This is a genomic window from Actinomadura rudentiformis (genome assembly GCF_008923185.1).
Taxonomy (GTDB): domain Bacteria; phylum Actinomycetota; class Actinomycetes; order Streptosporangiales; family Streptosporangiaceae; genus Spirillospora; species Spirillospora rudentiformis.
This window is the reverse complement of sequence record NZ_WBMT01000009.1, coordinates 116,621-141,471: the sequence shown is the minus strand read 5'-3', so window position 1 is coordinate 141,471 and position 24,851 is coordinate 116,621. Positions and strand designations below refer to the sequence as shown.

Below are 24,851 nucleotides of genomic sequence, written 5' to 3'. Positions count from 1 at the left end.
GTAACTCGAAGGTTGCTGAGCGTCTAGGCTTATGCCTCCGGGCTACGTCCCTGGCGGTCCGATCGGCGTCACCTTCGAGACACGCGCGCCATCAGCCGTTACCACCGCGTCCACCTGCGGACGCACCCCGAACAGGCCCACGGCCGCTGCGACGAACGCCATCACCATCGCGACCTGATCCGCGCTCCAGTTCAACCCGAACGCCAGACCGCACGTCAGGATCGCCTGAGTGAAGCCGACGATGGCCGGCAGGAACTGGTCACGGGCGACGAAGAACGCCGTGACGACCCCGAGTAGCGCGGCGACGGCGGCGTTCACGGCCGCAGTCTGGTCGTTGTCCCAGTCAAGGCCGAACGCGACGAGCATCTGAATGCCCGCCGAGACGAAAGCCAGGATGGTGGCCGGGTCTCGTCCGAGGATCTTCATGTGCCTTCCTTTCAGGCGGAGAGGAACTCCGCCATGACCTTCACGTGCCTGGCGTCCGCCAGGGCGTTGTGCAGGCCCTCCGCCTGCTGCGGCATCGGCGGGTTGCCGAGCCGGTCGCATTCCTGCTTCAGGTCGTGGGTGTACATCGGTACCCCATCCGGCAGATCGACCATGCGACCCCAGAGCTGGCAAAGTGCCACGTGGTCGTACGCGCCGTACCAGGCCCACAGCTCCACATCGGGTGTTTCGAGAATGAAGTCCCGGGCAGCCTGGGCGATTTCGCGGCGTGATTTCACGTGATCGATGTCGGGATGGTTGACATCCCAGCGCCACGGGTTGACGTCGAGTGCCAGGGGCAGCGAGGGGACGACATGTTCCCTCAGCCACGGATGAGCGAGAACGCGGTCAATCCGCGGCCTGTCGGCATAACCGTCAGATGCCACGGCGTAGTACTCGCGACCGTCCTCGGCCACCAACCCGATCGAAATCAGCTCGATCGTCCGGCCATCCTCCAGGAACTCGGTGTCGTAGTAGATGCGCATCTACGCGTGCACCCGCAGCAGTACGGGCCACGTCGCCGAGCCGACCACGCCGTCGTCGTCGACCTTGCCCCACCGCTGTACCGCCTTGACGGCCTTCTCAGTCGCGGGACCGAACTCGCCGTCGATCGCCACCTCCAGATGGCTGCGCGCACGCAACAGGCCCTGGAGGGACTGCACGTCCTCGCCCTTGGCGCCGCGCTTGAGGGTGGGCAGCCTCTTCACCATGGCCTCCGTCCAGTTGCTGGTGCTGGGGGTTGATGTCCCGGGCTTTGAGGAGTCGTAGGCCGGGCGCCCGTACCCGGCGATCGAGGACGCCGACCGCACACGGCGTAGGCAACGGTCGCCGGTGTTGCCCTCGATCGTCTGCACGCGCCCACCACCGAGGACCTTCTCGACGATGCCGACGTGGTCGATCGCACCGATCGAGTTGGAGGCGCCCCAGTCGAAGAAGACGATGTCGCCCGGCTTGGCCTTGTCGACGTTCTCGACGGTCCCGGCGTACCAGCGGCCAGCCTTACGGAAGTCCTGCGCGTGCCAGACCGTGTACGCACGGTCCCCGGCGGGGAGTACGGCCTGGGTGTTGCCGGAGCGGCGGGCCCAGTAGGTGACAGCCATGTCGCACCACGCGGCACGCAAGAACCCGTTGCCGTTTCTGCTGGCGTAGTCACGGGTGATGTAGTTCGGACGGCCACGCAGCCCCAGGGAGCGGCGGGCCTCGGCCAGCATCGCGGCGGCGGTGCCCATCTCAGGCCTCCAATTCGAAAAGGTGCCAGACGAGCCCGTCCTCCGTGCGCGCGGTGGTACCCCAGTACCGTGCACCATCCGGCAGGTCGTGGCCGGTGCCGAACACCTGGAACGTGCGCTTGAGCTCCTGTGCGCCGTCGTCATGCAGAGTCCAGAAGTCCACGCCGTGCTGAGCGTTGGGACCGACGTCGATCCGCACCGCCTCGCAGTGCAGCGGCGTCCCAGCGGCAACGGTGTGCGGCGGGCTGCCGACGATCAGGCGGTGCCGATACACGCGGCGGCCCATTACGCCTCACCGCCCGTGTAGATGCCTTGCACCGGTTCGCCGTACAGTTCGCCGAGCACGGTCTTCTCGTCGTCCTCGGTGGCCCGCTCGGCGTCCGGGTGGGCGTCGACCTGGTCCATCAGGTCGATCTCGTTAACGTCCTCGCCCTCGGCGGGGACATCCACGTGTGGATCAGTCACTGCCTGCCCCTCTCTCGCTTCAACCCCGGACGGATCTGCCGCCGGTACAGCAGCCAGCACCGCCACATCAGCAGCGCCGCGATCGTGCAATAGATCACCGCGCGTGCGATCTCCACGCCCAGCGACACCGGCCGGGCGCCGGCGAGAAACGACCGCACCGTCACCCAGTCGAAAACGACGGCCAGCGCCGCGGTGAACGACATCAGATGCCAGCCCTCCTCGCTGCGCCACCACCGCGCCGACAGGTGATACAGCAGGCAAAACGTCGTGGACGTGACCGCTGCGGCCACCAGGCCGATGGTTCCGATCAACTGGATCAACGACCCTCCCTCAATGCGCGCTCAATCGCCTCGGCGAGATGGTTGTGCTCACGCATCTCCCGGATGCGCCGAGCCAAGCGGTGTCCGCGCTCATCACGCGCCTGGGTCTCCCGCAGCCGCTTCGAAGCACGCTCCAGCGCCTCGTCCGCGCGCTGATCCCCCGGAGATTCCTGCCGGCGCCGCCAAGGCCATCTCATCGGCGAGCCCTCTCCACAAGCGAGCTCAGGAGCTGTGTGTTGAGCTCGGTTCCCTCGTTCAATGCCGTGAGGCGGCCCTCCAGCGCGTCGATCCGCGCCTCCGATACCCGCCATGCGGCCTCCCACTTGTCGGCACGCTCTTTCTCGTCCGTCAGGACCGAGCGGGGCACAAGGTCGCCCTTGACGATGGAGCGGATCACCAGGCCGAGCGTGGCGATGACGAGAGTAATGAGGCCGCTCGCGACGAGTTCGGGCCACGGCGACTGGCTCACGCGGCGATCCCAGTGTGCGACCGCGGTCGCTGCGAGACGGCGAACATCTATGCAGGCCCCCTGTTAGATCAGGTCGTAGCGGATGCCGTCCAGGGCGATCCAGCCGGGCGCCGCGGCAATCCCCGAATGCCACTGCAGCGCCCCCGCCGACGTGATGATCACGCGGAACACTCCATAGGAGGCGGCAGCGCCGGTAGTCGCTCCGACGACGACGGCGTGGATGGTCTGGGCGGGCCGGATCTCGGCCGGCAAAGTCGCCATGGTGTCGCCGTTGGCGAAACCGTTGACTCCGACACCACCGGCCCCGGTGCCTTTCCGTACGCCGCCGCGCAGCTCCACCTCCAGCCGGGATCTGAACCGGTAACTGGGGGTGTAGCCGCCGGCGACAGAGGTGCTGTATCCGGACGCGAGCGTGATGGCGACCCACGGGCCGATGCGCGGTGTGGTCTCCAGGGCGTGCAGGCGGCGGCGAAGGGCGGCGAGTTCGCGCTGGGCGAAGCGTTCGTCGCGTGGCGGGTTCTGGCTGGTCATGCGGGGGATCGCGGTTCTTCGATGATGAGACTGGTACGTTCCCTACCGCCTGGCTGGATGCGCAGGCCGACGACACGGACGACCGCCTCAAACGGCACCGCACTGGAGCCTGGGAACCAGTTCTCGTCGGCGATCCGGACCCGGATGTAGGCGCCGGGGTTGATCTGCGGGTAGCCGACGATGTCCAGGGAGGGGACGGTGCGGTCTCCAGAAACTGCGGCGAGGTCGGCGGCGGCGCGACCTTGCAGGATGACGAGGCTGGAGTCGCTCTTGTGGGAAGTGACGGTCTCCAGCAGCGGATATCCGGCGAGGAGCTCATCGTCGAGAGAGGACTCGGCCCAGCGGAGGTTGTCGCCTTCACCCTCCCCCAGCGCCGCGACATAGTTGGCTGACTGTTCACCGTCGTCCGGCCACTCGTAGGAGTAGATCTGGCCTGGGTACTCGTAGGTCGGCAGCGGGCTGGCATTGGGGTCGCCGCCCAGTTGCGGTGACCCGAGCAGGACGCGGCGGCGCAACGCCCGCCCTTCATCGATCCAGGTGTGGATACGCCATTCCATGCCGGGATCGCCTTCAACCAGGTCCCGCAGCAGCTGGCCGTAGGTGGTGAAGGTGTAGCCGTGGAAGGCGCCGAGTTCAGAGCCGGCGTCGCGGCGGTCGATCAGCACACCCGACATCTGCGAGGCGTCGGCTTCGATGCCCAGGTCACCGGGGCGTAGATCAAGGTAGGTGAAGTTTTGGGCGTCGGCCAGCAGGTCCCGGAAGACGGTGAACATGTCAGCCTGGGTGTAGCTCAGTGTCTTGGCGGATCCATAGCCGAGCAGAGGCCGGAACAGGCGCCGCTCCAGAACAGAGCGGATCTCGGACGCCTGGAAGGTTGCAGAGCTTTTGCTTCCTTCACGTCTGGGGCGGCGATGCCAGATGACCCCGTCCCACACCGGCACCTCGTCGCGGAAAATGATCAGGTTGGTGCGGCGCGTCAGGAGCAGTTCTCGCGGTTTGCGGGCGCGGATGGCGGGATCGCCGAGCGGAAGGGTGGCCTGCAGGGTGCCGGCTTCGCCGAGCATCGTAGTGAACGACTCGATCTCGAACGGCATGTGCTCGATCAGTTGCCGGCGAGTCAGTAGGTCGTAGATGGCGTACCGCCAGGCGTGACCGGGCACGACTCAGGTCGCCGCTTCGTAGGTGCCCGACAGCAGGAAGGTGTTGCCGTTGGCGAACGTCAACGGGACCGTCGGCGACCACACCGTCAGACGGCAGTCGGTGGCGCTGGTGGGGAAGTACAACGCGGCGACGGTGCCGTTGGGGACGATCTCGTATTGTCCCTGCCAGCGGGTGGCTCCGACTACGCACAGTTCGCCTACGGCGACCGCGTTGGCCGACTGAAACGGCACCGACACCCGGTAGGCGCCGGTACCGAACGTCGTCGTCGAACCTGGCACGATCACGACTGTCCAGTGGACGGTGCGTCCGACCTTCATGTACCGGCCATTGAGGAGGCCGTTGCCGATCGCCGGTTGCGTGCCGGTCGAGGACCAGGTGGGGGCATAGTTCGTCCACTGGCCGCCGATCCCGCCGAGGTAGACCTGACTGGCTTGCGGAGTGATATTGGCATCGACGATGTTGGTGGCGTTCGCGGCGACCGCGATGTTGGAGACTCTGAGCGTTTTCGCGGTCAACTGATCGGCAGGCGGAAGCGCGGGCGCTGATGGCGACGCGGCCGGCGTGCCGGTTAGGACTCGGTACCGGTAGAGCGAACTCGCGCCGTTGTCGGTGAATTCGGCGATCAGGGAGTCGATACGCGGCTGTGTGGGCGACGACGCGGCGATGTCGAGATCGGTGGTGGCGGCGAGTTCCAGCGGCAGCAGCCCGTTCTGCCCGTCGGAGACCACGCTGAGTCCGGCGGGGACACGGATCTGCATCGCCGGGGTGGGGATCTGGGCGGGGAAGATGCCGCGGACGACTCCGGCCGACGGGTAGAGGAGCCCGGTGACCGCGGCGCGCATCTCGGCGCCGTCCACGGGGACGCCGTCGAGCCAGGCAGGTTCACGAGCGGTCACCGACGAGGCCATGCAGTGCCTCCTTTCACGTCCAGGCGGAGTAGAACGAGATCTGAGCCGACGGCGGTGAGGCGGCGGTGAGCGTGCCGAAGATGCGCAGCAGGTTGTCGCCGGGGGCCATGAAGAACTCGGCGACGACCGCGCTGCCGGGGGCGGGGCCGCGCGGCGAGGTGCCGCCCAGCAGTGTCGTTCCGGCGGCGACGTCGATGACCAGGTAGTCGGTGGCGCCGAGCGGCAGGTCGAAGATCAGAACCTTGGAGGTGGTGTAGTTGACGACAGAGATGTCATCGCCGGGGCCGCGGATCGTGATGATCGGCGGGGAGTCGTAGTCGCCGCTGTTAGTGAGAGTCGCCTGCGATGGCGCGGTGGTGATCGCCGGAAGGGTGACCGGCGGCGTCCAGGGCGGGGCGAGGCCTCCGGAGCCGGAGCCGGCGGAGATGGACGCGGCCTGTTCCAGGACGCCGTATTTGCGGGGGTCCGGGGCGAGCAGGCCGATGGAGAATTCACCCATCACGTCGCTGGTCGGGCCGACCCGCAACGATCCGGAGCGGCGGCAGTCCACCCTGCGCGGCGTGGTCTCGTTGACCCGCAGGCTGACGAGCCGGTTGCGGGGGACGGCGCGGCGGAGCCGGTACTCGGCTGCCTCCCGTTCCTCATATGAGGGTGCGGCGAACGTCCCTGCCAAAGTGAGGGTTCGGCCGGCGAAGAAGTTCTCGACGTCCCACAGGCCGTCGGCGCCGCTGCGGGGTTCGGCGCCCTCTTCGAGGTCGGGGCTGTCCCAGCCGTCGAGTCTGGCCATGCGCCAGTCGACGCCAAACTCGTCGACACCGCTGTTGAAGGGGATGCTGGTGCCGGTTTCGGCGTCGTCGAGGAGCGCGGTCAGGTCAGAGGCGCCCGCCACAGATCACCTCCTGGACGTGTTGGCCTCGCGATGTTGTCCGTGAACGGCAGGGATCCGGAGGGGTCAGCGGAGCGCCCAGGCAGCTTCGCGCTGCGCTTCGCGGGCCATCTGGGAGGGGCTGAACGGCAACTCATAGAAGTTCTGCGTGAGGTGCTTTGCGGACCCGTGGCGAGTGCCGTCGCCGCCGCGGGCGGGAGAGACCCAGCCGCCTCGGGCGTAGCGGCGGACGAGTGCTTCGCCGACCTTGTCGGCGTTGATCGCCTCAACGAGCGGCGCGTGCCGTCCGGCCGATCTGCGGTTGATCACGTACTCACCCGCGGTCGCCATGATCGGGACCCGGTCGACGCCCCCAGGGCCGCCGATCCAGCCACCCCGCCGGTAGCCGTGCCGCTTCATGTCGGCGAGCAGTGCCTGCCCGCTGGGCGTCTTGGACAGGTCACCGGACATGAGGCGCACGGCGGTGGCTAGGTCGCCGGGCGCCAGGCCGGTTGCCGACAGTAGTGCCTGCCAGGATCCGGCCGCCGCTCCGAGTGACCGCAGGCTAGACCGGACGGTGAGGATGTCCGGCAGGTTCTTCAGCGTCTCCTGCTGCTTCTCCGCCGTCTCAAGCTTGCCTTGGAGGCCGCGCAGTTTGGCGTCGGACAACTTCACCGCGTCGGCTGCGAGCCGTTCGGCCTCGGGCCCGCCCATATTGAGCAGCTGCCTGGCCAGCGTCCCAAAACCCCTGTCTGCGAGTTTGGTGAGATTGGAGATGAACGCACCGGTGTTCTTGATTCCCAAATCCAGCGCACCGCCGAGTTGCGTCGCTGGGGACTGGCGCCCGATCGCGGCTCGCCTCTCAGTGTCCTTGAGGTTCTTGGTGGCGTTGTTCAGCTCCTCGCGTTCCTTCTTCAGGCGGCGCTCGGCTTCACGGATCTTGTCCGTGCGCTTGGCCTTGGCCAGCGCCTCCTTCGCGTCCTGGATCGCCTCCGCGCGGGCCTTGCGCTGCGCCGCCGTCCGCCCCGGCTTGTCATAGGCACGGTCGAGTCGCTTGCGAGCTGCTTTGATCCGGTCGGCGCGGTCCCTGTTGGCCTTGGCCAGCGCCCTTTTCGCTGCGGCGGCCTGATCGGACTGCGTCTTGCGGTTCTTCTGAGCCTCGGTCACGTCGGCCTTGGTGGCCGGCTTCATCATGTCGGTCCACCGCTGCAGCAGGTCCGACAGATTGAGGTCGGCCTGGTCGTCACCGCCGAGGATGCCGCCTTCGGCCATGCGGTTGACCCGCATTCCGAACCTGCGTGCGACCTCGCTGAGGATCGACACCGACCGGGTTCGCTTGGAGGCTGCGAGCGGAATGTAGGCCTCGCCCTGCGTCTCGGGCTCAGACCACAACCTGATCGGTCCGCCCGCGCGGGAGATCTGCGCGACGTGGTTCTCCAAGCCGCCAGCCGCGTACCCACGCAGCCCCATCCCCCCGGGGTCGCCGGCGAGCTGCAGTGTCTTGGCCTCGATAACGAGGTTGCCGCCGCGGGCATCGACGAACCGACGGCCCAATCGCTCCTCATACGGGCTGACCGGCCCGCCCTCGGCGTAGGCGGCCTTAGGCCACCGCCAGTCGGGCATCGATTTGCGAACTTCGCGGACATGGCCGCCCGTGTAGGGAGCCTCGACAACGTAGCCAGACCGTGTGGACGCGAGTACGACATGACCGAGGGAGGCGTTGAACCCCAACGCGCCAGGCCTCGGGTTGCCGATCGCGATGCTGTTGGGGTGCTGACTGTACGTCACCCCGCCGATGTCGACCCCACGCGCAGCGTGCCATGCGTACTGGGTGAGGCCGGAGCAGTCGAAGCCCCTCGTCCCCGCCCCGCGGCCGATACCGAAGGACGGGCCGCCGATGCCGCCGCCGCCCCAGGAGTAGGGGGTACCGAGCCAGCGGCGTGCCGCGCCGACGACGCCGCCGCCCGCGCCGGCGAATTTCTGCCAGGCCGCGGCGACCTCGCTGCCGAACGCGGCGACCATCGCTGACATGCCTTCGCGGATCGGCCGGGTGACTTCACCGACGTTGGCCGAGGGGGAGGTAAGCCCGACTGCGCCGCCCTTGGCGTAGCCCTGCAACTCTCCGCGTAGCGCCATCTGCCGGAGCCGGTACATCTGCTCGTGGCCACCGGCCGCCGCGACCTCCCTGGTAGTCCACACATGCTCATCGGGCATGAGCAGCGACGGGACGCTGTCCTTGCCTGCGCGAGCGCCGGACACGAAGGGAACCTCGCCGCCCTCAGCGAAGTGAATCTTGCCCCGGTTCGGGGCGTGGCCGAGCTGATTCCAGGTGCCCTGCGCGTACACACTGAGCTCGACCTTCTTGCTTTTGATCTTGCCGAGTTCTTTCCAGAGCGCCTCGGCCCGGCCGCGGGCGATGCCCATCGCGTCCGCCGCGCGTAGGAACGCCGTGCGGGAGGTGTTCTGGGCGCCAGTCGCATTCCCCGTGCTCCGGGCGAGCGCGTCGACCTGAGCTCGGGCGGTCTGGTTCCTTCCGGCGAGCGCGTACAGGACCGGGAGGGCTTCGCGGATGCGCTGGTTGTAGTTGCGCTGGGCGGTGTCGCCGGAGCCGGTCCGGATCGCCGCCTTGCGGGTCTCCTCCGCTGACGCCCGCAGCCGCGTGATGTACCCGCCCAGGGCGGTGGTACCGCTGTTGGTGACGCCGGTGAGCCGCTGGTATTGGGTCCAGAGCTGTTCGGCGCGCTGCCTGGACCCGAGCATCGCGGTGGCCTGCGACACGAACGCCTGCCGCGAAACGTGGGTCTGGTTGATGGTGACGCCTAGCGTCCGCGCCAGCGCGTCCACCTGGGCGCGAGCATCGCGGTGGCCGCCGGCCATCGCATACAGCACCGGCAGGTACTGGGCCGCGGCGGCGTTGGCGCGCTGGAGGCCGTCGCCTTTACGTAGTAGCGCGGCACGCAACTCGCTGACAGTGATCAACTGCTGCGCGAACGCCTGCCGTAGCTGCAGGCTCGCGGCGCTGCTGCCGTCCATGCGGCCCTTGGAGGCACCGAGCTGGTCGTTGAGCCGCCGGAAGCCCTCCCGGAGCTGGGTGGTGGCGTTGAACGCGGCGATCGATGGCGTGAACTGCGCTTCCATCGCGGCCGTGAGCGCGTTCATACGGTCTTTCATCTGCAACGTTTCGTTACCGGCGTCATCGAGGGCCAGCGCGATCTGCCGGGTCGGGTCCGCTGCGAGCTGCGCCGCGTACTGGTATTGGCGGATCTTCGCCGCGGCGTCACCCGTGAGCTGCCCCGACTTGTCCATCGCCTTGGTCAGATCCACACCGGCGGCGTCGGCCAAGCGGATCGCCTCTTCGCGAGTGATGCCGTACCGGGTGGACAACTGCGCGGACGCGGCGTCGATGTTCTTAGTCGCCGACCGTGCGCGGTCGAGCTCGGCCTCGTAAGCGAACGCCGCCTCGGCGCTATTGATGAACGCCTTGACGTTCTTATCGTTGATGCGCGTCGCGACCAGGTTGGTGTCAGCCGCGATGGCCTTCTGTGCCCGGTTGACGCCGAGCCAGGCGGTGTTGACGCGCGGCAGGACATCAGCGGCCAACGCGCGGTAGCCGACGATGTTGTTGCCGACGGCGCGATACTCGGCGCGCAACGACTCGGCCAGGCGCTGGCTGTTCGACTTCGCATCACCGGCGCGGGTCGCCATTAGCAGGAGTCCAGCGCCCGCGGCGATGTAGAGCGCGGGCCCTGCCGCTGTCACCAGGTTCATCGCCCGGGTGGCGGCAGATGCGCCGCGGTTGGCCGCCGCCGCCGCACGCATCCGCTCGTTGAACGCTCCGACGCCGCCGACCAGGCCGAGAATGGGTGCACGCAGCAGAATCGCCGACACCGCGAGTTGCGCCAGAGCCGGATTGATCCCGGCGATGGCGTTGACGGCGCTGAGGGTGCCGTTGGCGAGCTCCAGCAGTGTCACGCCGAGCGGAGCGACGTCCTGGACGAGGTCGAGGGCGGTGTCGCCGGCGGTGACCATGGAGTCGTCAAGGACGTGCAGGGCGCGGGGTGCCTGTGCCCCCGCCCAGGTGAGGAACTCGCCGCCGACGCGCTGGGTGGTGAAGTCACCGAACGTGGTCACCAGGGTCTGGACGTCGGCGGCGGTCTCATTGGCGAGCGTGCTGATGCTGGGGAGCAGGGACTGGGTGGCGCCGATGACGGTGTTGAACGCGGTGAGCGCCTGGGGTTCGAAGGCGCGGGCGAGGCCCCGGTAGTTGTCGATCAGTTCTTTGGTCTGGGTCGCGCTGACCTGCTGCCAGCGAGACAGGGTGCTCCACGATTCTGAGAGGTCGTCCTGTGCGGCGACGACCTTGATGATGCTGGGTGCCGCCATCGCGCCGAACGCGGTGAAGGCGGCGCCCGCCGCTGTGACACCGGCGCCTGCTGCCGCGGCACCGGCGATGAGGCTGACGAGGGTGGCGCGCTGCGCGGTCAGACCACGGGTGGTGCCCGCGACGGACCGGGAGAGCCGTTCTTGGGACTGCCGGTTGCGGTCGGTTTCCTCGCTGTTGCGGCGCTGCTCTTCGGAGTTACGACGGGTCTGCCTGGATGCCTGTTCCTGCTGCCGCTGGTGGCGCTGCTCGGTTTCCAGCAGGCGGGCAAGCACTCGCTCCAGGCGGCCTGCCGACTCTTCGCTCTGCTCGAAGTCGTCGCTGGAGCGGCGGCCGACCTGCTGAATTTCGTCCCTGAGTTGCCGGGTGGCCGCGGACGCGGCGCGCATCGCGGCGATGAACTGAGTGGGGTCCGCGCGGAGTTGGGCAGAGACGGTTCTGTCTGCCACGCCGCGTCACCCCCTCATTTCGGGTCCCGCCAGGTGCGCCGCACCGCATACCGGTTGAGCTGCAGGTATTTGTCGTTGAGATCGGCGTTCTGCTGTTGCCGCTGATGAATGGCCTTGCAGCCCTGGCAGTTGGCTGCGGGTCCGGCGTCGTAGCCGTCGAAAGCGGCCGGGTGGAGCGTCTCCGACAGTGGCTGGCCACACCCATCACAGGTGTCGGCCTCGACGTCCAGCAGGCCGGTAGCCCAGGCGCGTTCTTCGTCGTCCCATTCGGGTTCGGTCTCGGTGACCGACTCGATCAGACGGCCGGCCTCGTCGTAGATGTGGCGGGTGGTCCGGCGAGGCTCCCAGCCCAGGAACCGTCGCCGGCTGACGCCCCAGGCTCGGGCTGCCGTGATCTCGGCGCGGGCTTCGCCAGAATCGCGGATGCTGCGACGGATTTTGGGACGTCGACCAGTCCACGGTTCAGGGCCAGGGCGCAGCCGAACAGTTCCAGAACCTGGCCGTCGGTGAGGACCTCGCACAGTTCTTCGACCTGGTCGCGGGTCATGACCGGGTCGATGCAGCACGCCGCGATGAGCGCGTGCGGGAAGGTGGAGTTGTCCGCGCCGAACAGGGCGTCGTCCTTGTTGCCTTCGCGCGGCGGGTACTGCTCCATCAGGTCCCGGTAGCGGCGCCGTGGGATGCCGCGGAACACGAACCGGTGCGTGTGCTCGCGCATCTGCTCTTCGAGGGCCTGGATCTCCTCGGCGATCTTGCGGGCCTGTCCTCCCGCGGCGAGGGTGTTCTGCTGATCGGCGGTGCGCGCCGCCTCCAGGCGCCCCTCCAGCTCTTCATGCTGTAGCGCCAGGTCGCTGCGCAGGCAGATGGAGACGCCGTCCTCGGGGAGTTTGGCGTTCTTGATGAGGTCGGCGAAGTCGGCCATCAGGCGACGACCGCCTCGGTGTCCGCGGCCTCATACACGAACATCTTCTGCTCGATCAGCTGAGGCTCATTCAACTTCGGCGCCTGCCTCATGTAGTCGCCGCACCGCACCGGGAAGATTTCGGCGGGCTGGCCGGCGGCCCATGCGGTCTCGTGTGCCCGGTCGCGGCGCACCGCGATCCACCGCAGCTCACGCGGAGGCAGGGCGTTGAAGGCGACGTCACCGAGGGGGGTGTCCTGCTTCTTGTAGGTGAGGACCACTTCGTGCTTGGTGGTGCCGGCGTCTTCGGTTTCGCTGCGGCTGGCGAGCGCGGTGTTGTCGACGGCAGCCTGATCGACCTTGATGTCGAGACCTTCCTTGGTCACGTACTCCTGGATGTCGATCCCGGCATTGAGCTGCGCCGCCGTGGGGGTGGACTTCGACGACAACGTGGTCACCACGGTGACCTTGACGTTACCGTCGCCCAGCAGATCAGCCATGGCTTACTCTCCGTCCGTGCCGGCCGCGCGGCTGCGGCTCTTGGCGGTGGTGGGCGGGCGCTCTTCTGTGGCGCCGGCGTTCTTGGGGGTGGGTTCGCCCGGGGGCGGGGCTTGCTTGCCGCGCTGCGGCGTCTCGGCGGGGGGCTGCGGCGTCTCGGCGGGGGGCTGCGGCGTCTCCGGCTCGCCGGTGTCGTTCTCGTCGGGGATTGGCTCCCAGAGGTGTCCGAACACCAGGAGGGACCGTTCGGCCATCACGGTGGTGGTGGTGGGGTCATCCTTGAGGCGGACCGGGATTCTCTTGATCGCCATCAGGTGGTCCCCATCCGCTTGACGGCGAACGTGACGCTGGCGGTGGCCGACCAGGCGAGAGCGACCTTGTAGGCGTCAGCGGGGTCGCTGTAGGCGGGCAGGATCGGGATGTCCTTCTCGCCGGACGCGGGAATGGAGAAGATCTTGACGGGGTTGGCGACGCCGTACCGGGTCGTGCCGGGCGGCGTGATCGTGAGGGTGACGGAGGAGCCGCCGCCGTTCTTGACGGTGATGAAGCACCCCGCGCCCGGTCGGGTGATCTTGTCTCCGGCGGCGGCGGGGTTATAGGTGTGCGTGGTCCCGTCCACGCTGGTCGCAGTCGGGCTGTAGTCGGTCACAAGGAATCCCTCCTGGGCATGCGGACGAGCCCGCACTGCGGCGGGACGGTGAGAAGAGGCGAAGGTCAGGCGGATCGGGTCACGCGGGCTGGGTGCGCCAGGTGATCTGCAGCACGGCGTAGTGCAGCGGCGGTGCCGTCCTGTCGTCGCGTGACGCGGGCCGGTCAACCTGGAGCTGGCCGCGATACGAGGCGCGGCCGGGGATGATGAGCTTGGCGTTCACGAACGTGGCTTTGATTGCGTCGGAGACGGCTTCAGCGCCTTCCTGGGTGGCGGCGACGCACGTGAATTGGCAGCCGTAGTCGAAGTAGTGGGCCGGGTCGCCGAGGTCGGCGTCCACATCGCCCGTCATGGGGAAGAGCGCCACGTACGCCTCGAAGGTGGACGCGCCGGGCTCCCCCTGCCATCCGGCCCCCTCGGGCGGTTTGCCGCGACCGATAAGCAGTCCGGCGCTGGTGCCCATCGAGACGACCGCGTCGGTGTGCGGCCGGGCGGCGGCGACGGGCATCAGCCGCTCCTGTCCCTTGGCCAGGGCTGCGAGACGATCCGGCCGAATGCCCTCGTCGCCACCCCCACCCGCCGGTTGAACGCGGGCAGGAGATAGGGCTGCGGGGTGGTGCCTGGATGGTCGACGCGCGCCACTGGGTGAGCCGCGCCGGGCCAGTGCAGAGCTTTCTTGTCTCGCGGTGTGATGACGTGCGGGACGGTGCCGAACTCGACGTGAGCGCCGTACTCCGCGGTCGGCCCGGCTTCGAATCCGAGGCCGTCAGGGTCGGGATCGGAGTCGATTGTCGACTTGAGGTTTCCAGTGTCGACGGGGCATGCGGCTTGCGCGTCCCGCACCACGTCGTGCCTGGTCTTCTCGATGACGGTCCTGACGCGTTCGGGGGCGTTGTCGGCCGCGTCTTCCAAGTCCTGAGCGAGGAGAGCGATCTCGTCGGCGTCGAACCTGATCATCACTCCCCCTTAAGGGCCGCGGTAGCGCCCAGGTTGCGTGCCCAGCTTTGCGATCCGTGCCAGACATCGGAGACGCGGAACTTCAGCCCGGTCATCGTCGGATCGGCGCTTGTGGTGACTTCGACGAGGTCACCGACCTTTATCTCGGCGGCGGAATCGGGAACCTGGACGAGGTATTCGCGTTCGGTGATCTGCCGTTCGCCGGAGATGACGCGTCGTTCGTTGCTGCCTGCGGAGCCGCCCTTGACCGCGACACGGCACGCCCCCTGGTAGATCGGGTCGCGCGCGGCCGGTATGAAGGTCCCGTCAGGAGCAGTGGTACCTGGACCGGCGGCCCGGGTGATGGTGCATGTGGACGTCATCGCGCTGACCGCGGTCGGCCGGTGGTGCTGTGACCAGTCGGGGTGGAAGACGCCTGCCGACGGGAGCGGCATCAGATCTCCTCGAACTCGGCGCGCTCGCTGCCGCGCCGGTTCCACGGATGGACCATGTCGACGATGTCGAAACCGACGGAGTCGTCGCCGTCTCCCTCGCCTGCCTGCTGTCGTAGGTCGGCGGCGCGGGCACGGAGTTCCGCGGCGACTTTGGCGCCGTCGGTCGACAGGTCCTGCGTGCGGATGACTTTGGAGATGAGGACTTCGGAGGTGGCGATGACGCCGAGGGCCTGTGCCGCGGCGAGTTTGACGTTGCCGCCCTCCAGGTCGAGGAAGTCGGCGAGTTCATCGACGCGGAAGATCCGGTTGGCGGGGTTGGTGTCGGCGATGAGGAGGCGGAGCCTGCGCAGGTCGGAGGTGAGCGGCGGCGGGGTGGCGACGATGACGGTGTAGTAGTGCACACCCGCGCCTGTGCCGGTCACGGTGAATTTCGCGGTGTATTCGCCGAGTTCGGTGAGGATCGGCCCGTTGCCGGTCCAGGTTTGACCACCGCCACTGCCGGTCATCGTGAACGGCGTCACGGTCCCGGCGGGGCTGGTGATCTGGGCGGTCATCGCTGTCGTGTTGTCGTACGGGTTGACGGTGATGGTGAAGGACGGGGCGTCGCCGGAGTCGACTTCGAGGAGGCCGACGGCCATGTCGCTCACGCCTCCTTCTGGTCAGGAGGCCGGGCCGCCCGCCCTCGCTTCTGCTTCTGCGTCGGCTTCAGGTGTCGATGATGTTGCCGGCGCGCAGGCTCGCCAGTAGCGCGTTCATCTTGGTCTTCAACTCGTTGATCAGGTCGGCCTCAGGCTGGCCGTAGGTCGCGTCCGCGTTGGCAGTGGCGACGTCGGCGACCGCGGCACCCTGAGCGAAGTTGCCCAGTTCGCCGGATAGTTGTGACGCGGGGATCTTGCCGGAGCTGTTGAGGGTGGCCAACCCGCTCGGCTGGCCCTTGGCGGTGGAGCCCATCGCTCACTTCTCCTTTGCGGCCGTGCCGCGCTTGCGTGTCGTGGTTTTGGCGGGGCGCGGGGACGAGCGCCGAGCCGGTGTGACGCCCGTCCCCTTCCCGCCTGCGGTGGGGCTCGCAGGCGGGTTTTCCCCGCCGCCGTCGGGGGCTGGGGCGGCAGGCTCCCGCAGTTCGACCGTCCCGTTCTCGCGCTCCGCCGGGGCGGGGAACTTGTCGAGCAGTTCGCCGAGCCGGTCGTAGATGCCGGTCAGGATCCGGTCGGTGGGGTTCCGCGGAGGTGGTATCGGTCGGTCGTCTGTCATGGTCAGGCGCCGGAACCGTTGGAGGCGACGGCCATCTTGTAGTCCATGAGCACGCCACCGAGGACGTGCCTGACCTTGTGGCGGATGGCATCGGTCTCGAAGTCACCGTCCTCGACGGGCCCGATGCCGCCGCCAACGCGGAGGCTGTCGGGCGCCTTGACGAAGACCTCGGGCATCTCGTGGCCTCTCAAAAAGCCGACCTCCATGGCGGGGCGTCCGGCCATGGTCTGGCCGATCAGGTACCAGGAGGTGTTGCCGTTGGCGGTAGCGGAGACGATCGGCAGCCACGGATTCACGACGGGTGTGATGCGGCGGGCCAGCCAGTTGTTGACGCGGAGCTGGTTGTTGCCGGTGCCGTCGCCGCCGCCGGACGCCGCATCGATCTGGATGGCGTTCAAAATATTGTTCGCGACGACTTCGAGGGCGGGCGGGACGACGAGATTCATCTTGTCGATGAAGATCGGATTGCCGTCGGTATCGCGCTGCGCGGCGAGGGTCGTCATGGCGTCTTCGAGGGCGTCCACGCTCAGCACCGGATTGCCGGTGACGATGTTGGCGTGGCCAGCGGAGAAGAACGTCGAGTTGGGGCCGGAGGCACTCGCGTAGAGCTGCGTCACGAACTTGTCCTCGGTCATCCGCCCGGCGCGACCGAGGATCAGCGGCAGCTCGCGGAAGGAATCGAGGTCGTCGTTGACGCGCATCTCCCAGGTCCAGTCGAGACGTCGGCCGCGCTTGGTGACCTTGTACTCGTACTCGCTGGGGACGACGGCGGCCTCGGGGTATTCACCGCGCTCGGGGACCTCGTCGAGGGTGGCGGACGCGCCGTCGAGGGCGAAGCGCTTCACCGTCCTGAAGTCGCGGACCGTGCCGCGGCGGGCGTACATCTGCCACGTGGAGGGCCAGTCCTGGTAGGCGCCCAGGACTTGACGGTCGAGGATGTCGGCGAACAGCAGCGAGAAGTCGCTGGTGGTCATGGCCTCCTCGAAGTCGAGCAGGGCGCGGCGGTTGCCGTGCACAGCTCGCTGGTAGAGGCGGGCGGCTTCGACGAGAGAAGCCTGGTAGATGGGGTCGGCTTCGCGGCGCTGACGAACGCCGCGGATGCCACGGCCAACGCCTTCACGCAGCCACGACGGGCTGGCTTCCTCGGCGGAGCGGGTGCCCTCGTCGGGCAGCGTGGTGAGGTTGCTCATGCTGATCGCTCCTAGTACCCGACCTTGACGCGGATGGTGGTCGTCGCCCCTGAGGACACGGCCTCCAGCGCGTAGCCGAACCGCGTGCCGTTGGTGTTGTCCTTGTTGAGCTTGTGGGGGGTGGCTGCGGCGTCGTAGTAGACGATGTCGCCTACCGCGACGGCGGCGTTGACGGTGGTCTCACCCTTGACCGGCAGGTCGAAGACGCCGTCGGTCTGGATAGTGGCCATCCCGTCGTCGTCCTCCGTGGTGAGGGCGACGCCGGGAAGCTGTCCGATGACGACGGGGTCGTCGGACAGGACGAGGCCGCTGGCGCCGGTGCCGGTGACGCCGGAGACGTTGGCCTCGAACTGGTTGCCGTGTTCGAACACGCGGTTGGTCGCCATGTCAGCCACGCCCCTTCGCCGCGAAGCCGGCAGCCGACTCGCTCATGTCGAAACTGCGGAAAACCTCACCCAGCTCCGTCTCGACGTCGACCTTCGGGCCAGCGCCGCCGCCGAGACCGGACGGGGTGCCCATGCCGGATTCTTCGGCGAACGCGGTGAGGTAGTCGCGCTGCTCGTCGATGGCCGCCTTGATGGACTTGACCAGGGCCGCCTCGTCGAGGGCGCCCTCATCGTTGAGGGGGACGTTGGCGCCGGTGACAGCGGCAATAACCTTGGCGTGCGCGACCTTCGGCAGCGTCGACTCCTTCAAGGACTCTTCGGCCTTGGTGCGCGCCGCGTCATTGGCGAGGAGCCGCTTGTTCTCCCGCTCGGCCTCGGCGAGCTTGGCCTCGGCCTCGGCGAGCTTGCGGGACTGGTCGCCCAGCTTGGCGATCTCCAGTTCGGCTTCGGCGAGCTTCTGCTTGGTCTCGGCGAGCTCGGTACGCACCTGCGCGACCTCGCTGACGTCGTTGGGGGCGCCGCCGCTCGGCGGTGCGCCCTGGGGGGTCCCCGTCATCGGGGCTCCTTCCGTGGTGGGCTTCGCCGGCGGCGCCGGCAGGATGGTCTCCGCCATGGCGGCGGAGTTGTCGGGCTCGGGTGGCCCGTCGTACAGATCCCGCTGGTAGAGCTGCGGTGCTTTCTTCTCCAGCGCACCCGCGAACGAGGTGAGGGCGTCGCCGACGGCGGAGGACATAGCGATGCGTTCCTCGCGCGTGACGCGGCCGTCGCCGAACATGTCGTCGCCGAACTGGGTGAGGGCGAGGTGGAGGCGGGATTCGAGCCAGTGGCCGATGTTGCGCGCCTCGGTCATCTCACGGCGGGCTGATTCGAGAACTTCGACGATCTGGCCGCCGCGCCCGGCCTTGGTGACGAAGTCCACGCTGATGCCTTCGGTGAGGCCGGTAATGATGGCGCCTTCGCGGCCTTCGGCCTGGCCGTGTTCGGCGTAGCCGGTCGCGCGGATGGACACGCCGATGTGCTCGGCCATATCGGTAAGGAACTGTTGGTAGGGGCCGAATACGCGCGCTTCGCCGTATAGGGCCCCCTGCTCGAAAGTGGCGGGTGAAGTGAGCACGGCGGCCAAGTCGCGTACGGACCGTTCGGGGCGTTCGGCGTTCTCCGTGCTGGTGGGGTGGTCGATGTACATGTGGGTGCCGGCGGGGAAGACGCGGTCGGCTGCGGCCTGGCGGAGGACGGCTTCGCTGTAGTGGCCGGACGAGCCCCACCCGGTATTGATCAGCTTGATGCGCATGCGGGAACCGGTGCGCTGGCCGCGAGTGGCTTCGACGAGAGGAATGGACTCGGTCAGGGCTTCTTTCATCTGCCCGCTCGCGGCCCAGTCGTCGGGGAGGAGGCCGGTTTTGCCGAGTGCCTTGGCTCGGCGCACGATGTAGGCCCTGATCTTGTCGTGGTCCTTGCCGCCGCGGCCGACCGCCTTGATGGCTTTCTGCAGGTCTTCGGCGTCGCCGATCGGGTAGCTCGGTTCGCCGTTGTCGTTGCGGATGGCGTGGCCCTTGGTGAGCATGTCGCGCAGCTGGTCCGCCGTGTACTTGCCTTCGGCGAGGAGGGCCGTGCTGTCGTCTCGGAGTCTGTCGGTCTGCACGTCTCCCCCATCGGGCGGGCTACGGTGGTTATGCGACAGGGCGCGTCCGCGCGGTCGCCAGGAATCGCATCGACGGGTGCGTGGATAGGCGGCGAACCGGGAGGCTCGATCCCCTTCGGCAGGTACCGGCCGCAGCGGAGAGGGCCGCTGGGGACCCTGGGCGCTGCTTTTAGGCGCTGCGAGTTAGATCTCTGACCGGGGTGACTGCGAAGTCGTCGCGCCAGCCGTCGTTGCTGCGGCGTCGCGCCAGATCCCGCCACGCAATCGCGCCCTGGTCGAACAGGGCAAGTCGCGCCGCCCCCATGATCTGGAGTTGCTGTTCGCGCGGCAATGCTCTGAACAGGGTCTCGGCGTCCGGGATGAGGTCCTCGGGCTCGTCGAGGTCGAAGCCGAGATCCCGCCAGGACTTCGTGCGTGGGGCTCTGCTGCAGCGGCATTGCGGATGCCCGAGCGGTCCCGGCTCAGTAAGCGGATGCTCGGTGCCGTGCATCGCCCAGCAGGCCGGACAGCCACGCGAGTCGAGCTTGGCGAGCCAGATCCAGCCGCTCAACACACCGCGAGAGTCCTCTTGGGCGGCTGCGGCGGCTTGGCGGTAGGCGTCGAGGGTCTCGGTCCGTGCGATGGTGAGCGCCCGGTTGAGACCGCCGTTGAAGGCGTGTTCGAGGTTGCTCAGCATCCGCCTGGCGGTGTCGCGCGGGTTCCTGCCGAGTGTCACGCCGCGGACGAGTTCGCGCCGCATGGCCGTATCGGCGTCTCGGGTCAGCGGCCGGGTGAGGGCGGTGATCCGCTGCCTGGTCCGGGCGGTGATGGCGTCGATGGCTCGCTGCAGGAAGGCGGTCCGGTCGGCTCGTTGTTCGCCGGGCGGTAGTTGCGAGTCGATGATTGCGGCCTGGTCTCGGGCGGCCTGCTGGGCCAGAGTGCTCGCCGCGGCAGAGACCTGCGAGCGAATGAGGTCGGTGAGTGCGTCGAGGGCTGTGGCCGCGTCGTTGAGCGCGCCCTGCAGGGCATGGTCGCGGTCGAGGGTGCGGCGCCCCGGCCACTGCTGCGCGCCGGTGAGGAGCCGTTCCAGTGCGGCTGTGAGCGCTTCGACGATGGCGTCCCAGGCTTTGACCCAGGCGGCGGTGAGCGTGCGTACGACGTTGTCGATGACGCGGCCTGCGGCGGTGATGGCAACGCGAGCGAGGCCGAGCGTGCGGGACGTGAACGCCATCAGGGTGGGGGCTGTCGAAGATGGCTCATGCTGGCACAGGGGTCCTCGGCGAGTTCCTCGGCGATGACCGGAGACTGGCCAGGGCGCGATGCCCCGTAGCAGCAGCGAGACAAGATGGCCGGTATCAAGTCCCGGCCGGTCTCGGCCGAGCGTACGACGCCGCCCGTCGCAAAGCCGCGCCGCCTAAGGAGCCTGCGCAGAAGCCGTCTCAGCATCCTGTTCGCCTCCCGGCTCATCGCCGCCTGCAAGCGCTGCAGGGTCCTCACCGCGCCGGAACCGGTCCGCAGCAGCCTGTCCCGCCGTCACACCAGGCGCGACGAATACCCCATCCGGCCCGGTCAGGTCCTTGAGGATCTCGTCCACGTCCCGCACGCCGAGCGCCTGCAGCAGCAACCGCGCCACCACCAACGGCGGCAGGTAGCTGGTCTGGTCGGCCTTGGTGATCGCGTCGATCAGCACCGATGGTGCGACCTCGTCGACATCCGGCCACACGATGTCGATCGTCGGCTCGGCCCGCCCACGCAGCTTTACTTGCTCGCGGGTGCCGGCCTGCGTGACGGTACCCCGCAGCGCCCCCTCAGGGGCCCGCACGGAGGAGGCTATGACGTGCCCGAGGATGGCGTGCATCGCTTCGGTCCACACCATGCGGCGCTGCTCGGCCATCATCTCCGTCGGCGTGTCCAGCGTCTCTGCGGTGGCGCGGTTGCCGGTGACGCCTGGGTCGCCGAGAAGCATGGTGACGGGAACGTCCAAGGCGCTGGCGACCATCGCAGCCAAGGGTCGTCCGGAGTCGCTGTCGATGGTCGCGCCGGACTTGGGGATGGCTTCCAGCATCTGGTCCGGGGTTTGCAGTGCGGTTGCGCCGGCCCAGTTACTGTCGCCACTGGTGGTCTTGCTGGGTGCGGCGGCGATGCGGGCTTTGGCTGCGGCCTGCTTGCTGCCTTTGGTGGTGAGCCGCCATGCGTACCGGCTCAACGATTTAATCAGCCGCGCCCAGTCGGTGAGGAAGTCCTTGTATGCGCTGGCCCAATCGACGGCGGCGTAGGCGTCGCCGATGCCGAACTTCCAGCCGGTGAGGGCGTTGACTTTGACGTGGACGAGTGGCGCGTCCCAGCGGACGCGAGCCTGTGCACCGGTGGCGGTGTCGCGGATCTGTGACGGTTTGACGGCCGGCCGGTAGCCGAGCGCCGGATAGTAGACCAGGCGAGGGCGCTGGATGACACCGTTGCCGCCGGGCGTGGGTTCGTCGATCCATGCCTCGTGCCGGTAGAACCAGGGCTCTGACTTGTCTTCGGGATTGGTGATGACGTCGCTGACCTCGTCCCAGGGGACGATGCGGATCTGGACGTTGCCGTCGCGGGGGCTGGTGAAGCAGGCGATGAACAGGTTGCCGTCGGTGCCGAGGCTGCGGTCGGCCTGCTCGCGGGCGACGGCGCCGAAGAGGGACCGCTTGTTGCCTTCGTCGTCGAGGAATTCCTGGACGACGCGGTTGACACGCTGGTCGCGGGCGCTGATCTCGACACCCTGTCCCCATACGTAGGATTGTCGGAGCGCGAGACCGCGCTTGATGAGCGGGTTTTTCACGGCCATGATCCGGCAGACGGCGGAGATCTGGCGGAGGCCTTCGCGGCTGAATTCGACGGCGGCGGAAGCGGTGAGTTCCTGCCAGCCCGGCTCGTACATGCGGGCTTCGAGGTCGGAGATCGACTCGGCGAGGAAGTCGACCTGCCGCCGCTCTTGGACGAGAGCATTAGCAAGTTCGGCGCGGCCGGAGGCGCGGTACCAGGTTTCCTGGATGCGATCGAGTACCCGCATGTCCGCGCCTCCTCCCGTCGCCTGATGTGCTGGTTGTGTGGCGGGTTACGACTGTTCGCCGGGCTCGGGCGCCGGCTCGGGTACGGGCGCCGGGTTCTCGGCGTCCAATCCCTCCAGGTCGGCGACGCGGCCTTCCAGCCCGGACAGGTCGAGTTCGGGGTGTGCGGCCTTGAGTGCTTCGATGTCGGCGCGGAGGCCAGAGACTGCGGATTCGATGCGGGCAGCGATGGCGTCGACCTGCTCCTGCGTTGCCATGTGATCCATCCTTTCGTGGAGACGTTCGAGCATTGCGATGACGGTGCTGATGCGGTTTCGGCGGCGCCTACGGCACATGACGAGGCCTCCTTGCCGCTAGTAACGGCTGATGGAGAAGTCGGCGAGTTCCTCGTCAAGGTCGTCGTCCTCAACGATCTCGTCCGGCGGCGGCACGTGCGCCTTGGCGAGCATCACCGCGTCGGCCTTGTCCGGGGAGGGCAGCCCGCGCTTGCGCATGTCGTCCTTGGACTCGATGAGAATCTGGCCGCGAGCGGTGTACCTGTAGCGCATTGCACCTAGCTGGGCAGCGAGCTCATCGTCGTCAGCGTCGATGTCGATGTCGCCGTCCTCGAAGATCTGCCGGAGTCCCCACCACCACTCTGCGCGAGCATTCGCATAGTGCTTGGGATCCAGAGCCGCGGCGCCGGACTGCATGTCGACAACGTCATGCCCGGCTTCGAGGAGTTCGTCGACCACACCGGCGCCGACGCCGACACCGTCAACATGGATCTCGGCGACCTTGTGTTCTTCTTTGGCAGCGATGACTCGGCCGGTCGTTTCAGTGGTGCGCTGCTTGGTGTGATCGCCGACGATGCGGATGACGGGGCCGTGAGCGAGCGCGAAGATGGTGCGGTCGGAACCGAAACGTGCGACATCAACGCCGAGGACTGAGTGGTGCTCGGGATCGAGTTCGCGGTTCTGGGCGGCGAGGATGGCGCCGAGCGAGATGAGCTGGTCGTCGCCGACCTCGGGGAACAGGCCGCGCACCTTGGCCGCGAAGAGCGGCGACTTGATGCCCCAGCGTGCGATGCGTTCCGCGACCCAGAGCGGGGAGAGCAGCATGGCTCGCAGGTCTTCGGGGATCGGCTCGGTCGACGGCGCCAGGTGCTGCTTGTCGAAAAGCTCGGCGAGTGCCGGGTAGGCGGCGATCGCGTCGGCCGTCATGTTGGGGGTGGCGAGCCCGTCGATGCGGATGACGTGCCAGCCGGATCCGGGCCGGCAGATCTCAGCGAAGTGGGAAGCGGGATCGTCGGGGTTGCCGATGGCCAGGACGCGGGCGGCCTCGTTGGTGGCGAGGGCATCGACGGCGTCGAACAGGCTCTTGGGGACGCCGCAGGCTTCATCGACGATGACGAGGACGTAGCGGGCGTGGATGCCTTGGAAGGCGGCCTGGTCGTAGTCGGCGGGTTTGCGGCCGTAGGCGACGATCTCGCCGTCGGCGAGTTTCCATTCGGGGACGGTGCCGCCGGTGATGCGGCCGGTGAGCCGGCCTTTCTTGTGGGCTTTGCCGATCTCGCGCCACAGGATCGCGGACACCTGGGGGGCGGTGGGGGCTGTGGTGACGACGAAGGCTTCGCCGGGTGGGTGGACGTCGAGCCACCAGCAGGTGAGGCGGGATGCGATGAAGGATTTGCCGGCGTCGTGGCAGGACTGGACGGCGGTGTAGCGGTTGGCGACGACGGAGGAGGCGATCTCGGCCTGCTTGGACCAGAGGTGTTCGCCGAGCTTGTCGCGGACCCAGCCGACGGGGTCGGTGCGGTACGGGTTGGTCTCGGGTGTTTCGAAGCGGCGGAGCATGGCTTGTGCGACGCCGCGGACCGGGTCGAGGGTGGCGGCCATAGGGTGACCTCCCCCGGGTACGGCGAAAGCCCGCGAGCGGCTGGCGCTCAAGCGGGCTTTCGGCTGCGGTGACTCGTCACCACGATGAGCTAAATATGGGACACCCTAGGTCAATGCGTCAAGTCTGACGCGTGCGCCTGGCCTGCCTTGATGTGACGCGAGGTGCCTGTCGCGTTCGCAGGCGAGGAGTTCGCGCTTGATCACATACCGACCTGTGGTGCCGGGCGGGGTGATGACGCGGAGCCGTTTGGCGGCGATCCAGCGGTTGATGGTGCGGCGGGTGACGCTGACGGCGGCGGGCGCGTCGGCGAGGGGGATGACGCTGCTGAGGGGGTCGCTGTGGTCGGCGTAGAGGACGCCTATCTGCAGGTCGGGGTGGTGAAGTGCGTCAGCCATGAGACAAGGTTACTCGGTTGTCTCACCCCCGGCCCGGCATTGAGCCGGATGAGCGTCGGACCCGGACAAAGCCCTGCGTCTGTAGGTCCCGCCCGTACGCGACCATCGCTGCGCGGGCAGAGTGAGGGGTCGGCAGCCTGTGCGTCCTGAGACCGTCACTGCATGCCCATCGGTCGCATTCGTCGACCTGGAAACGGACCTCCATGAACACGGTGGTCGCGTCGCGGGCGATATACAGATCGACGCGTTGGTTAACGGTGGCGTTGACGTAGGTGTGGCCGTACGGATTCGGCACCGTGGTGGGCACTTGGGTTCTCCTGTCTTGATGCCGGGTTGGGGTCTGACGTCCGGTCCTTTGGCTCGTAACGAGAAGAGCGGGTGACGCT

At 68.0% G+C, this 24,851-nt stretch carries 31 protein-coding genes; all 31 read right to left on the bottom strand.

From position 1 onward, the window contains the following. Window positions 1-42 precede the first annotated feature (42 nt). Window positions 43-426 (bottom strand): hypothetical protein, encoded by a 384-nt coding sequence (locus F8566_RS20345; RefSeq protein ID WP_151562135.1) that lies wholly within the window; start codon window positions 424-426, stop codon window positions 43-45. 11 nt (window positions 427-437) lie between these two features. Next, window positions 438-968, bottom strand: a complete 531-nt coding sequence (locus F8566_RS20340; protein WP_151562133.1) for a 3'-5' exoribonuclease — start codon at window positions 966-968, stop codon at window positions 438-440. Further along, window positions 969-1,712 (bottom strand): peptidoglycan-binding protein, encoded by a 744-nt coding sequence (locus tag F8566_RS20335; protein WP_151562131.1) that lies wholly within the window; start codon window positions 1,710-1,712, stop codon window positions 969-971. A 1-nt stretch (window position 1,713) separates the two neighbouring features. Further along, the gene (locus F8566_RS20330; RefSeq protein WP_151562129.1) at window positions 1,714-1,998 is read right to left on the bottom strand and encodes a DUF7352 domain-containing protein; all 285 of its coding nucleotides are present in this window, start codon (window positions 1,996-1,998) and stop codon (window positions 1,714-1,716) included. After that, window positions 1,998-2,177 carry a hypothetical protein gene (locus tag F8566_RS20325; protein ID WP_151562127.1) on the bottom strand — a complete coding sequence of 60 codons (180 nt, stop codon included), beginning with the start codon at window positions 2,175-2,177 and terminating at the stop codon, window positions 1,998-2,000. The genes F8566_RS20330 and F8566_RS20325 overlap by 1 nt, the downstream gene beginning before the upstream one ends. Beyond that, window positions 2,174-2,497 (bottom strand): putative phage holin, encoded by a 324-nt coding sequence (locus F8566_RS20320; RefSeq protein WP_151562125.1) that lies wholly within the window; start codon window positions 2,495-2,497, stop codon window positions 2,174-2,176. Before F8566_RS20320 ends, F8566_RS20325 begins: the two co-directional genes overlap by 4 nt. Beyond that, on the bottom strand, window positions 2,494-2,694 hold the full coding sequence (locus tag F8566_RS53270) for a DUF7620 family protein (protein WP_449692088.1): 201 nt from the start codon (window positions 2,692-2,694) through the stop codon (window positions 2,494-2,496). The genes F8566_RS20320 and F8566_RS53270 overlap by 4 nt, the downstream gene beginning before the upstream one ends. After that, on the bottom strand, window positions 2,691-2,966 hold the full coding sequence (locus tag F8566_RS20315; protein ID WP_151562123.1) for a hypothetical protein: 276 nt from the start codon (window positions 2,964-2,966) through the stop codon (window positions 2,691-2,693). Before F8566_RS20315 ends, F8566_RS53270 begins: the two co-directional genes overlap by 4 nt. A 63-nt stretch (window positions 2,967-3,029) precedes the next feature. Next, window positions 3,030-3,497, bottom strand: coding sequence for a hypothetical protein (locus tag F8566_RS20310; RefSeq protein ID WP_151562121.1), 468 nt, complete (start codon window positions 3,495-3,497; stop codon window positions 3,030-3,032). Beyond that, on the bottom strand, window positions 3,494-4,657 hold the full coding sequence (locus tag F8566_RS20305; protein WP_151562119.1) for a hypothetical protein: 1,164 nt from the start codon (window positions 4,655-4,657) through the stop codon (window positions 3,494-3,496). The genes F8566_RS20310 and F8566_RS20305 overlap by 4 nt, the downstream gene beginning before the upstream one ends. Window positions 4,658-4,660: 3 nt before the next feature. Then, a complete protein-coding gene (locus tag F8566_RS20300; protein ID WP_151562117.1) occupies window positions 4,661-5,566 on the bottom strand; it encodes a hypothetical protein in 906 nt (301 codons plus the stop codon). Window positions 5,567-5,579: 13 nt separating this feature from the next. Beyond that, window positions 5,580-6,455 carry a phage tail family protein gene (locus F8566_RS20295; RefSeq protein WP_151562115.1) on the bottom strand — a complete coding sequence of 292 codons (876 nt, stop codon included), beginning with the start codon at window positions 6,453-6,455 and terminating at the stop codon, window positions 5,580-5,582. A gap of 63 nt (window positions 6,456-6,518) precedes the next feature. After that, a complete protein-coding gene (locus F8566_RS20290; protein ID WP_151562113.1) occupies window positions 6,519-11,261 on the bottom strand; it encodes an NlpC/P60 family protein in 4,743 nt (1,580 codons plus the stop codon). Window positions 11,262-11,556: 295 nt separating this feature from the next. Then, complete coding sequence (locus tag F8566_RS20285; RefSeq protein ID WP_151562110.1) at window positions 11,557-12,183, bottom strand: hypothetical protein; 627 nt, start codon at window positions 12,181-12,183, stop codon at window positions 11,557-11,559. Beyond that, window positions 12,183-12,662, bottom strand: a complete 480-nt coding sequence (locus F8566_RS20280) for a phage tail tube protein (protein ID WP_151562108.1) — start codon at window positions 12,660-12,662, stop codon at window positions 12,183-12,185. The genes F8566_RS20285 and F8566_RS20280 overlap by 1 nt, the downstream gene beginning before the upstream one ends. A 3-nt stretch (window positions 12,663-12,665) precedes the next feature. Next, the gene (locus F8566_RS20275; RefSeq protein ID WP_151562106.1) at window positions 12,666-12,971 is read right to left on the bottom strand and encodes a hypothetical protein; all 306 of its coding nucleotides are present in this window, start codon (window positions 12,969-12,971) and stop codon (window positions 12,666-12,668) included. Further along, on the bottom strand, window positions 12,971-13,309 hold the full coding sequence (locus F8566_RS20270; protein WP_151562104.1) for a hypothetical protein: 339 nt from the start codon (window positions 13,307-13,309) through the stop codon (window positions 12,971-12,973). The genes F8566_RS20275 and F8566_RS20270 overlap by 1 nt, the downstream gene beginning before the upstream one ends. A gap of 79 nt (window positions 13,310-13,388) precedes the next feature. Further along, window positions 13,389-13,817, bottom strand: a complete 429-nt coding sequence (locus F8566_RS20265) for a hypothetical protein (RefSeq protein WP_151562102.1) — start codon at window positions 13,815-13,817, stop codon at window positions 13,389-13,391. Beyond that, complete coding sequence (locus tag F8566_RS20260; protein WP_151562100.1) at window positions 13,817-14,266, bottom strand: HK97 gp10 family phage protein; 450 nt, start codon at window positions 14,264-14,266, stop codon at window positions 13,817-13,819. The genes F8566_RS20265 and F8566_RS20260 overlap by 1 nt, the downstream gene beginning before the upstream one ends. Further along, window positions 14,266-14,700, bottom strand: a complete 435-nt coding sequence (locus F8566_RS20255) for a DUF6093 family protein (RefSeq protein ID WP_151562098.1) — start codon at window positions 14,698-14,700, stop codon at window positions 14,266-14,268. Before F8566_RS20255 ends, F8566_RS20260 begins: the two co-directional genes overlap by 1 nt. After that, window positions 14,700-15,347 carry a hypothetical protein gene (locus F8566_RS20250; protein WP_151562096.1) on the bottom strand — a complete coding sequence of 216 codons (648 nt, stop codon included), beginning with the start codon at window positions 15,345-15,347 and terminating at the stop codon, window positions 14,700-14,702. The genes F8566_RS20255 and F8566_RS20250 overlap by 1 nt, the downstream gene beginning before the upstream one ends. A gap of 58 nt (window positions 15,348-15,405) precedes the next feature. After that, window positions 15,406-15,651 carry a hypothetical protein gene (locus F8566_RS20245; protein ID WP_151562094.1) on the bottom strand — a complete coding sequence of 82 codons (246 nt, stop codon included), beginning with the start codon at window positions 15,649-15,651 and terminating at the stop codon, window positions 15,406-15,408. 3 nt (window positions 15,652-15,654) lie between these two features. After that, entirely contained in the window at window positions 15,655-15,951 is a 297-nt protein-coding gene (locus tag F8566_RS20240; RefSeq protein ID WP_151562092.1) for a hypothetical protein, read from the bottom strand. Window positions 15,952-15,953: 2 nt separating this feature from the next. Further along, window positions 15,954-17,141, bottom strand: a complete 1,188-nt coding sequence (locus F8566_RS20235) for a phage major capsid protein (protein WP_151562090.1) — start codon at window positions 17,139-17,141, stop codon at window positions 15,954-15,956. Window positions 17,142-17,152: 11 nt separating this feature from the next. Continuing rightward, window positions 17,153-17,527 carry a DUF2190 family protein gene (locus tag F8566_RS20230; protein ID WP_151562089.1) on the bottom strand — a complete coding sequence of 125 codons (375 nt, stop codon included), beginning with the start codon at window positions 17,525-17,527 and terminating at the stop codon, window positions 17,153-17,155. 1 nt (window position 17,528) lies between these two features. Then, window positions 17,529-19,169, bottom strand: coding sequence for a hypothetical protein (locus F8566_RS20225; protein WP_151562086.1), 1,641 nt, complete (start codon window positions 19,167-19,169; stop codon window positions 17,529-17,531). Between the two features lie 169 nt (window positions 19,170-19,338). Next, window positions 19,339-20,379, bottom strand: a complete 1,041-nt coding sequence (locus F8566_RS20220; protein WP_151562084.1) for a phage minor head protein — start codon at window positions 20,377-20,379, stop codon at window positions 19,339-19,341. Between the two features lie 183 nt (window positions 20,380-20,562). Beyond that, complete coding sequence (locus F8566_RS20215) at window positions 20,563-22,062, bottom strand: hypothetical protein (protein ID WP_151562082.1); 1,500 nt, start codon at window positions 22,060-22,062, stop codon at window positions 20,563-20,565. Between the two features lie 177 nt (window positions 22,063-22,239). Continuing rightward, the gene (locus tag F8566_RS20210) at window positions 22,240-22,449 is read right to left on the bottom strand and encodes a hypothetical protein (RefSeq protein WP_151562080.1); all 210 of its coding nucleotides are present in this window, start codon (window positions 22,447-22,449) and stop codon (window positions 22,240-22,242) included. A gap of 96 nt (window positions 22,450-22,545) precedes the next feature. After that, the gene (locus tag F8566_RS20205; RefSeq protein ID WP_151562078.1) at window positions 22,546-24,069 is read right to left on the bottom strand and encodes a hypothetical protein; all 1,524 of its coding nucleotides are present in this window, start codon (window positions 24,067-24,069) and stop codon (window positions 22,546-22,548) included. Window positions 24,070-24,174: 105 nt separating this feature from the next. Continuing rightward, entirely contained in the window at window positions 24,175-24,465 is a 291-nt protein-coding gene (locus F8566_RS20200) for a hypothetical protein (RefSeq protein WP_151562076.1), read from the bottom strand. Window positions 24,466-24,851 lie beyond the last annotated feature (386 nt).

Bases quoted from the DNA above. Each gene is read 5' to 3' on its own strand.
- F8566_RS20300 (WP_151562117.1), bottom strand. From the start codon at position 5,566: ATGGCCTCGTCGGTGACCGCTCGTGAACCTGCCTGGCTCGACGGCGTC.
- F8566_RS20280 (WP_151562108.1), bottom strand. From the start codon at position 12,662: ATGGCTGATCTGCTGGGCGACGGTAACGTCAAGGTCACCGTGGTGACC.
- F8566_RS20235 (WP_151562090.1), bottom strand. From the start codon at position 17,141: ATGAGCAACCTCACCACGCTGCCCGACGAGGGCACCCGCTCCGCCGAG.
- F8566_RS20215 (WP_151562082.1), bottom strand. From the start codon at position 22,062: ATGTACGAGCCGGGCTGGCAGGAACTCACCGCTTCCGCCGCCGTCGAA.
- F8566_RS20210 (WP_151562080.1), bottom strand. From the start codon at position 22,449: ATGGCAACGCAGGAGCAGGTCGACGCCATCGCTGCCCGCATCGAATCC.
- F8566_RS20245 (WP_151562094.1), bottom strand. From the start codon at position 15,651: ATGGGCTCCACCGCCAAGGGCCAGCCGAGCGGGTTGGCCACCCTCAAC.
- F8566_RS53270 (WP_449692088.1), bottom strand. From the start codon at position 2,694: ATGAGATGGCCTTGGCGGCGCCGGCAGGAATCTCCGGGGGATCAGCGC.
- F8566_RS20200 (WP_151562076.1), bottom strand. From the start codon at position 24,465: ATGGCTGACGCACTTCACCACCCCGACCTGCAGATAGGCGTCCTCTAC.
- F8566_RS20230 (WP_151562089.1), bottom strand. From the start codon at position 17,527: ATGGCGACCAACCGCGTGTTCGAACACGGCAACCAGTTCGAGGCCAAC.
- F8566_RS20260 (WP_151562100.1), bottom strand. From the start codon at position 14,266: ATGATCAGGTTCGACGCCGACGAGATCGCTCTCCTCGCTCAGGACTTG.
- F8566_RS20265 (WP_151562102.1), bottom strand. From the start codon at position 13,817: ATGCCCGTCGCCGCCGCCCGGCCGCACACCGACGCGGTCGTCTCGATG.
- F8566_RS20285 (WP_151562110.1), bottom strand. From the start codon at position 12,183: ATGGCCGACTTCGCCGACCTCATCAAGAACGCCAAACTCCCCGAGGAC.
- F8566_RS20220 (WP_151562084.1), bottom strand. From the start codon at position 20,379: ATGGCGTTCACGTCCCGCACGCTCGGCCTCGCTCGCGTTGCCATCACC.
- F8566_RS20255 (WP_151562098.1), bottom strand. From the start codon at position 14,700: ATGCCGCTCCCGTCGGCAGGCGTCTTCCACCCCGACTGGTCACAGCAC.
- F8566_RS20205 (WP_151562078.1), bottom strand. From the start codon at position 24,069: ATGGCCGCCACCCTCGACCCGGTCCGCGGCGTCGCACAAGCCATGCTC.
- F8566_RS20330 (WP_151562129.1), bottom strand. From the start codon at position 1,998: ATGGGCCGCCGCGTGTATCGGCACCGCCTGATCGTCGGCAGCCCGCCG.
- F8566_RS20275 (WP_151562106.1), bottom strand. From the start codon at position 12,971: ATGGCGATCAAGAGAATCCCGGTCCGCCTCAAGGATGACCCCACCACC.
- F8566_RS20240 (WP_151562092.1), bottom strand. From the start codon at position 15,951: ATGACAGACGACCGACCGATACCACCTCCGCGGAACCCCACCGACCGG.
- F8566_RS20310 (WP_151562121.1), bottom strand. From the start codon at position 3,497: ATGACCAGCCAGAACCCGCCACGCGACGAACGCTTCGCCCAGCGCGAA.
- F8566_RS20345 (WP_151562135.1), bottom strand. From the start codon at position 426: ATGAAGATCCTCGGACGAGACCCGGCCACCATCCTGGCTTTCGTCTCG.
- F8566_RS20335 (WP_151562131.1), bottom strand. From the start codon at position 1,712: ATGGGCACCGCCGCCGCGATGCTGGCCGAGGCCCGCCGCTCCCTGGGG.
- F8566_RS20340 (WP_151562133.1), bottom strand. From the start codon at position 968: ATGCGCATCTACTACGACACCGAGTTCCTGGAGGATGGCCGGACGATC.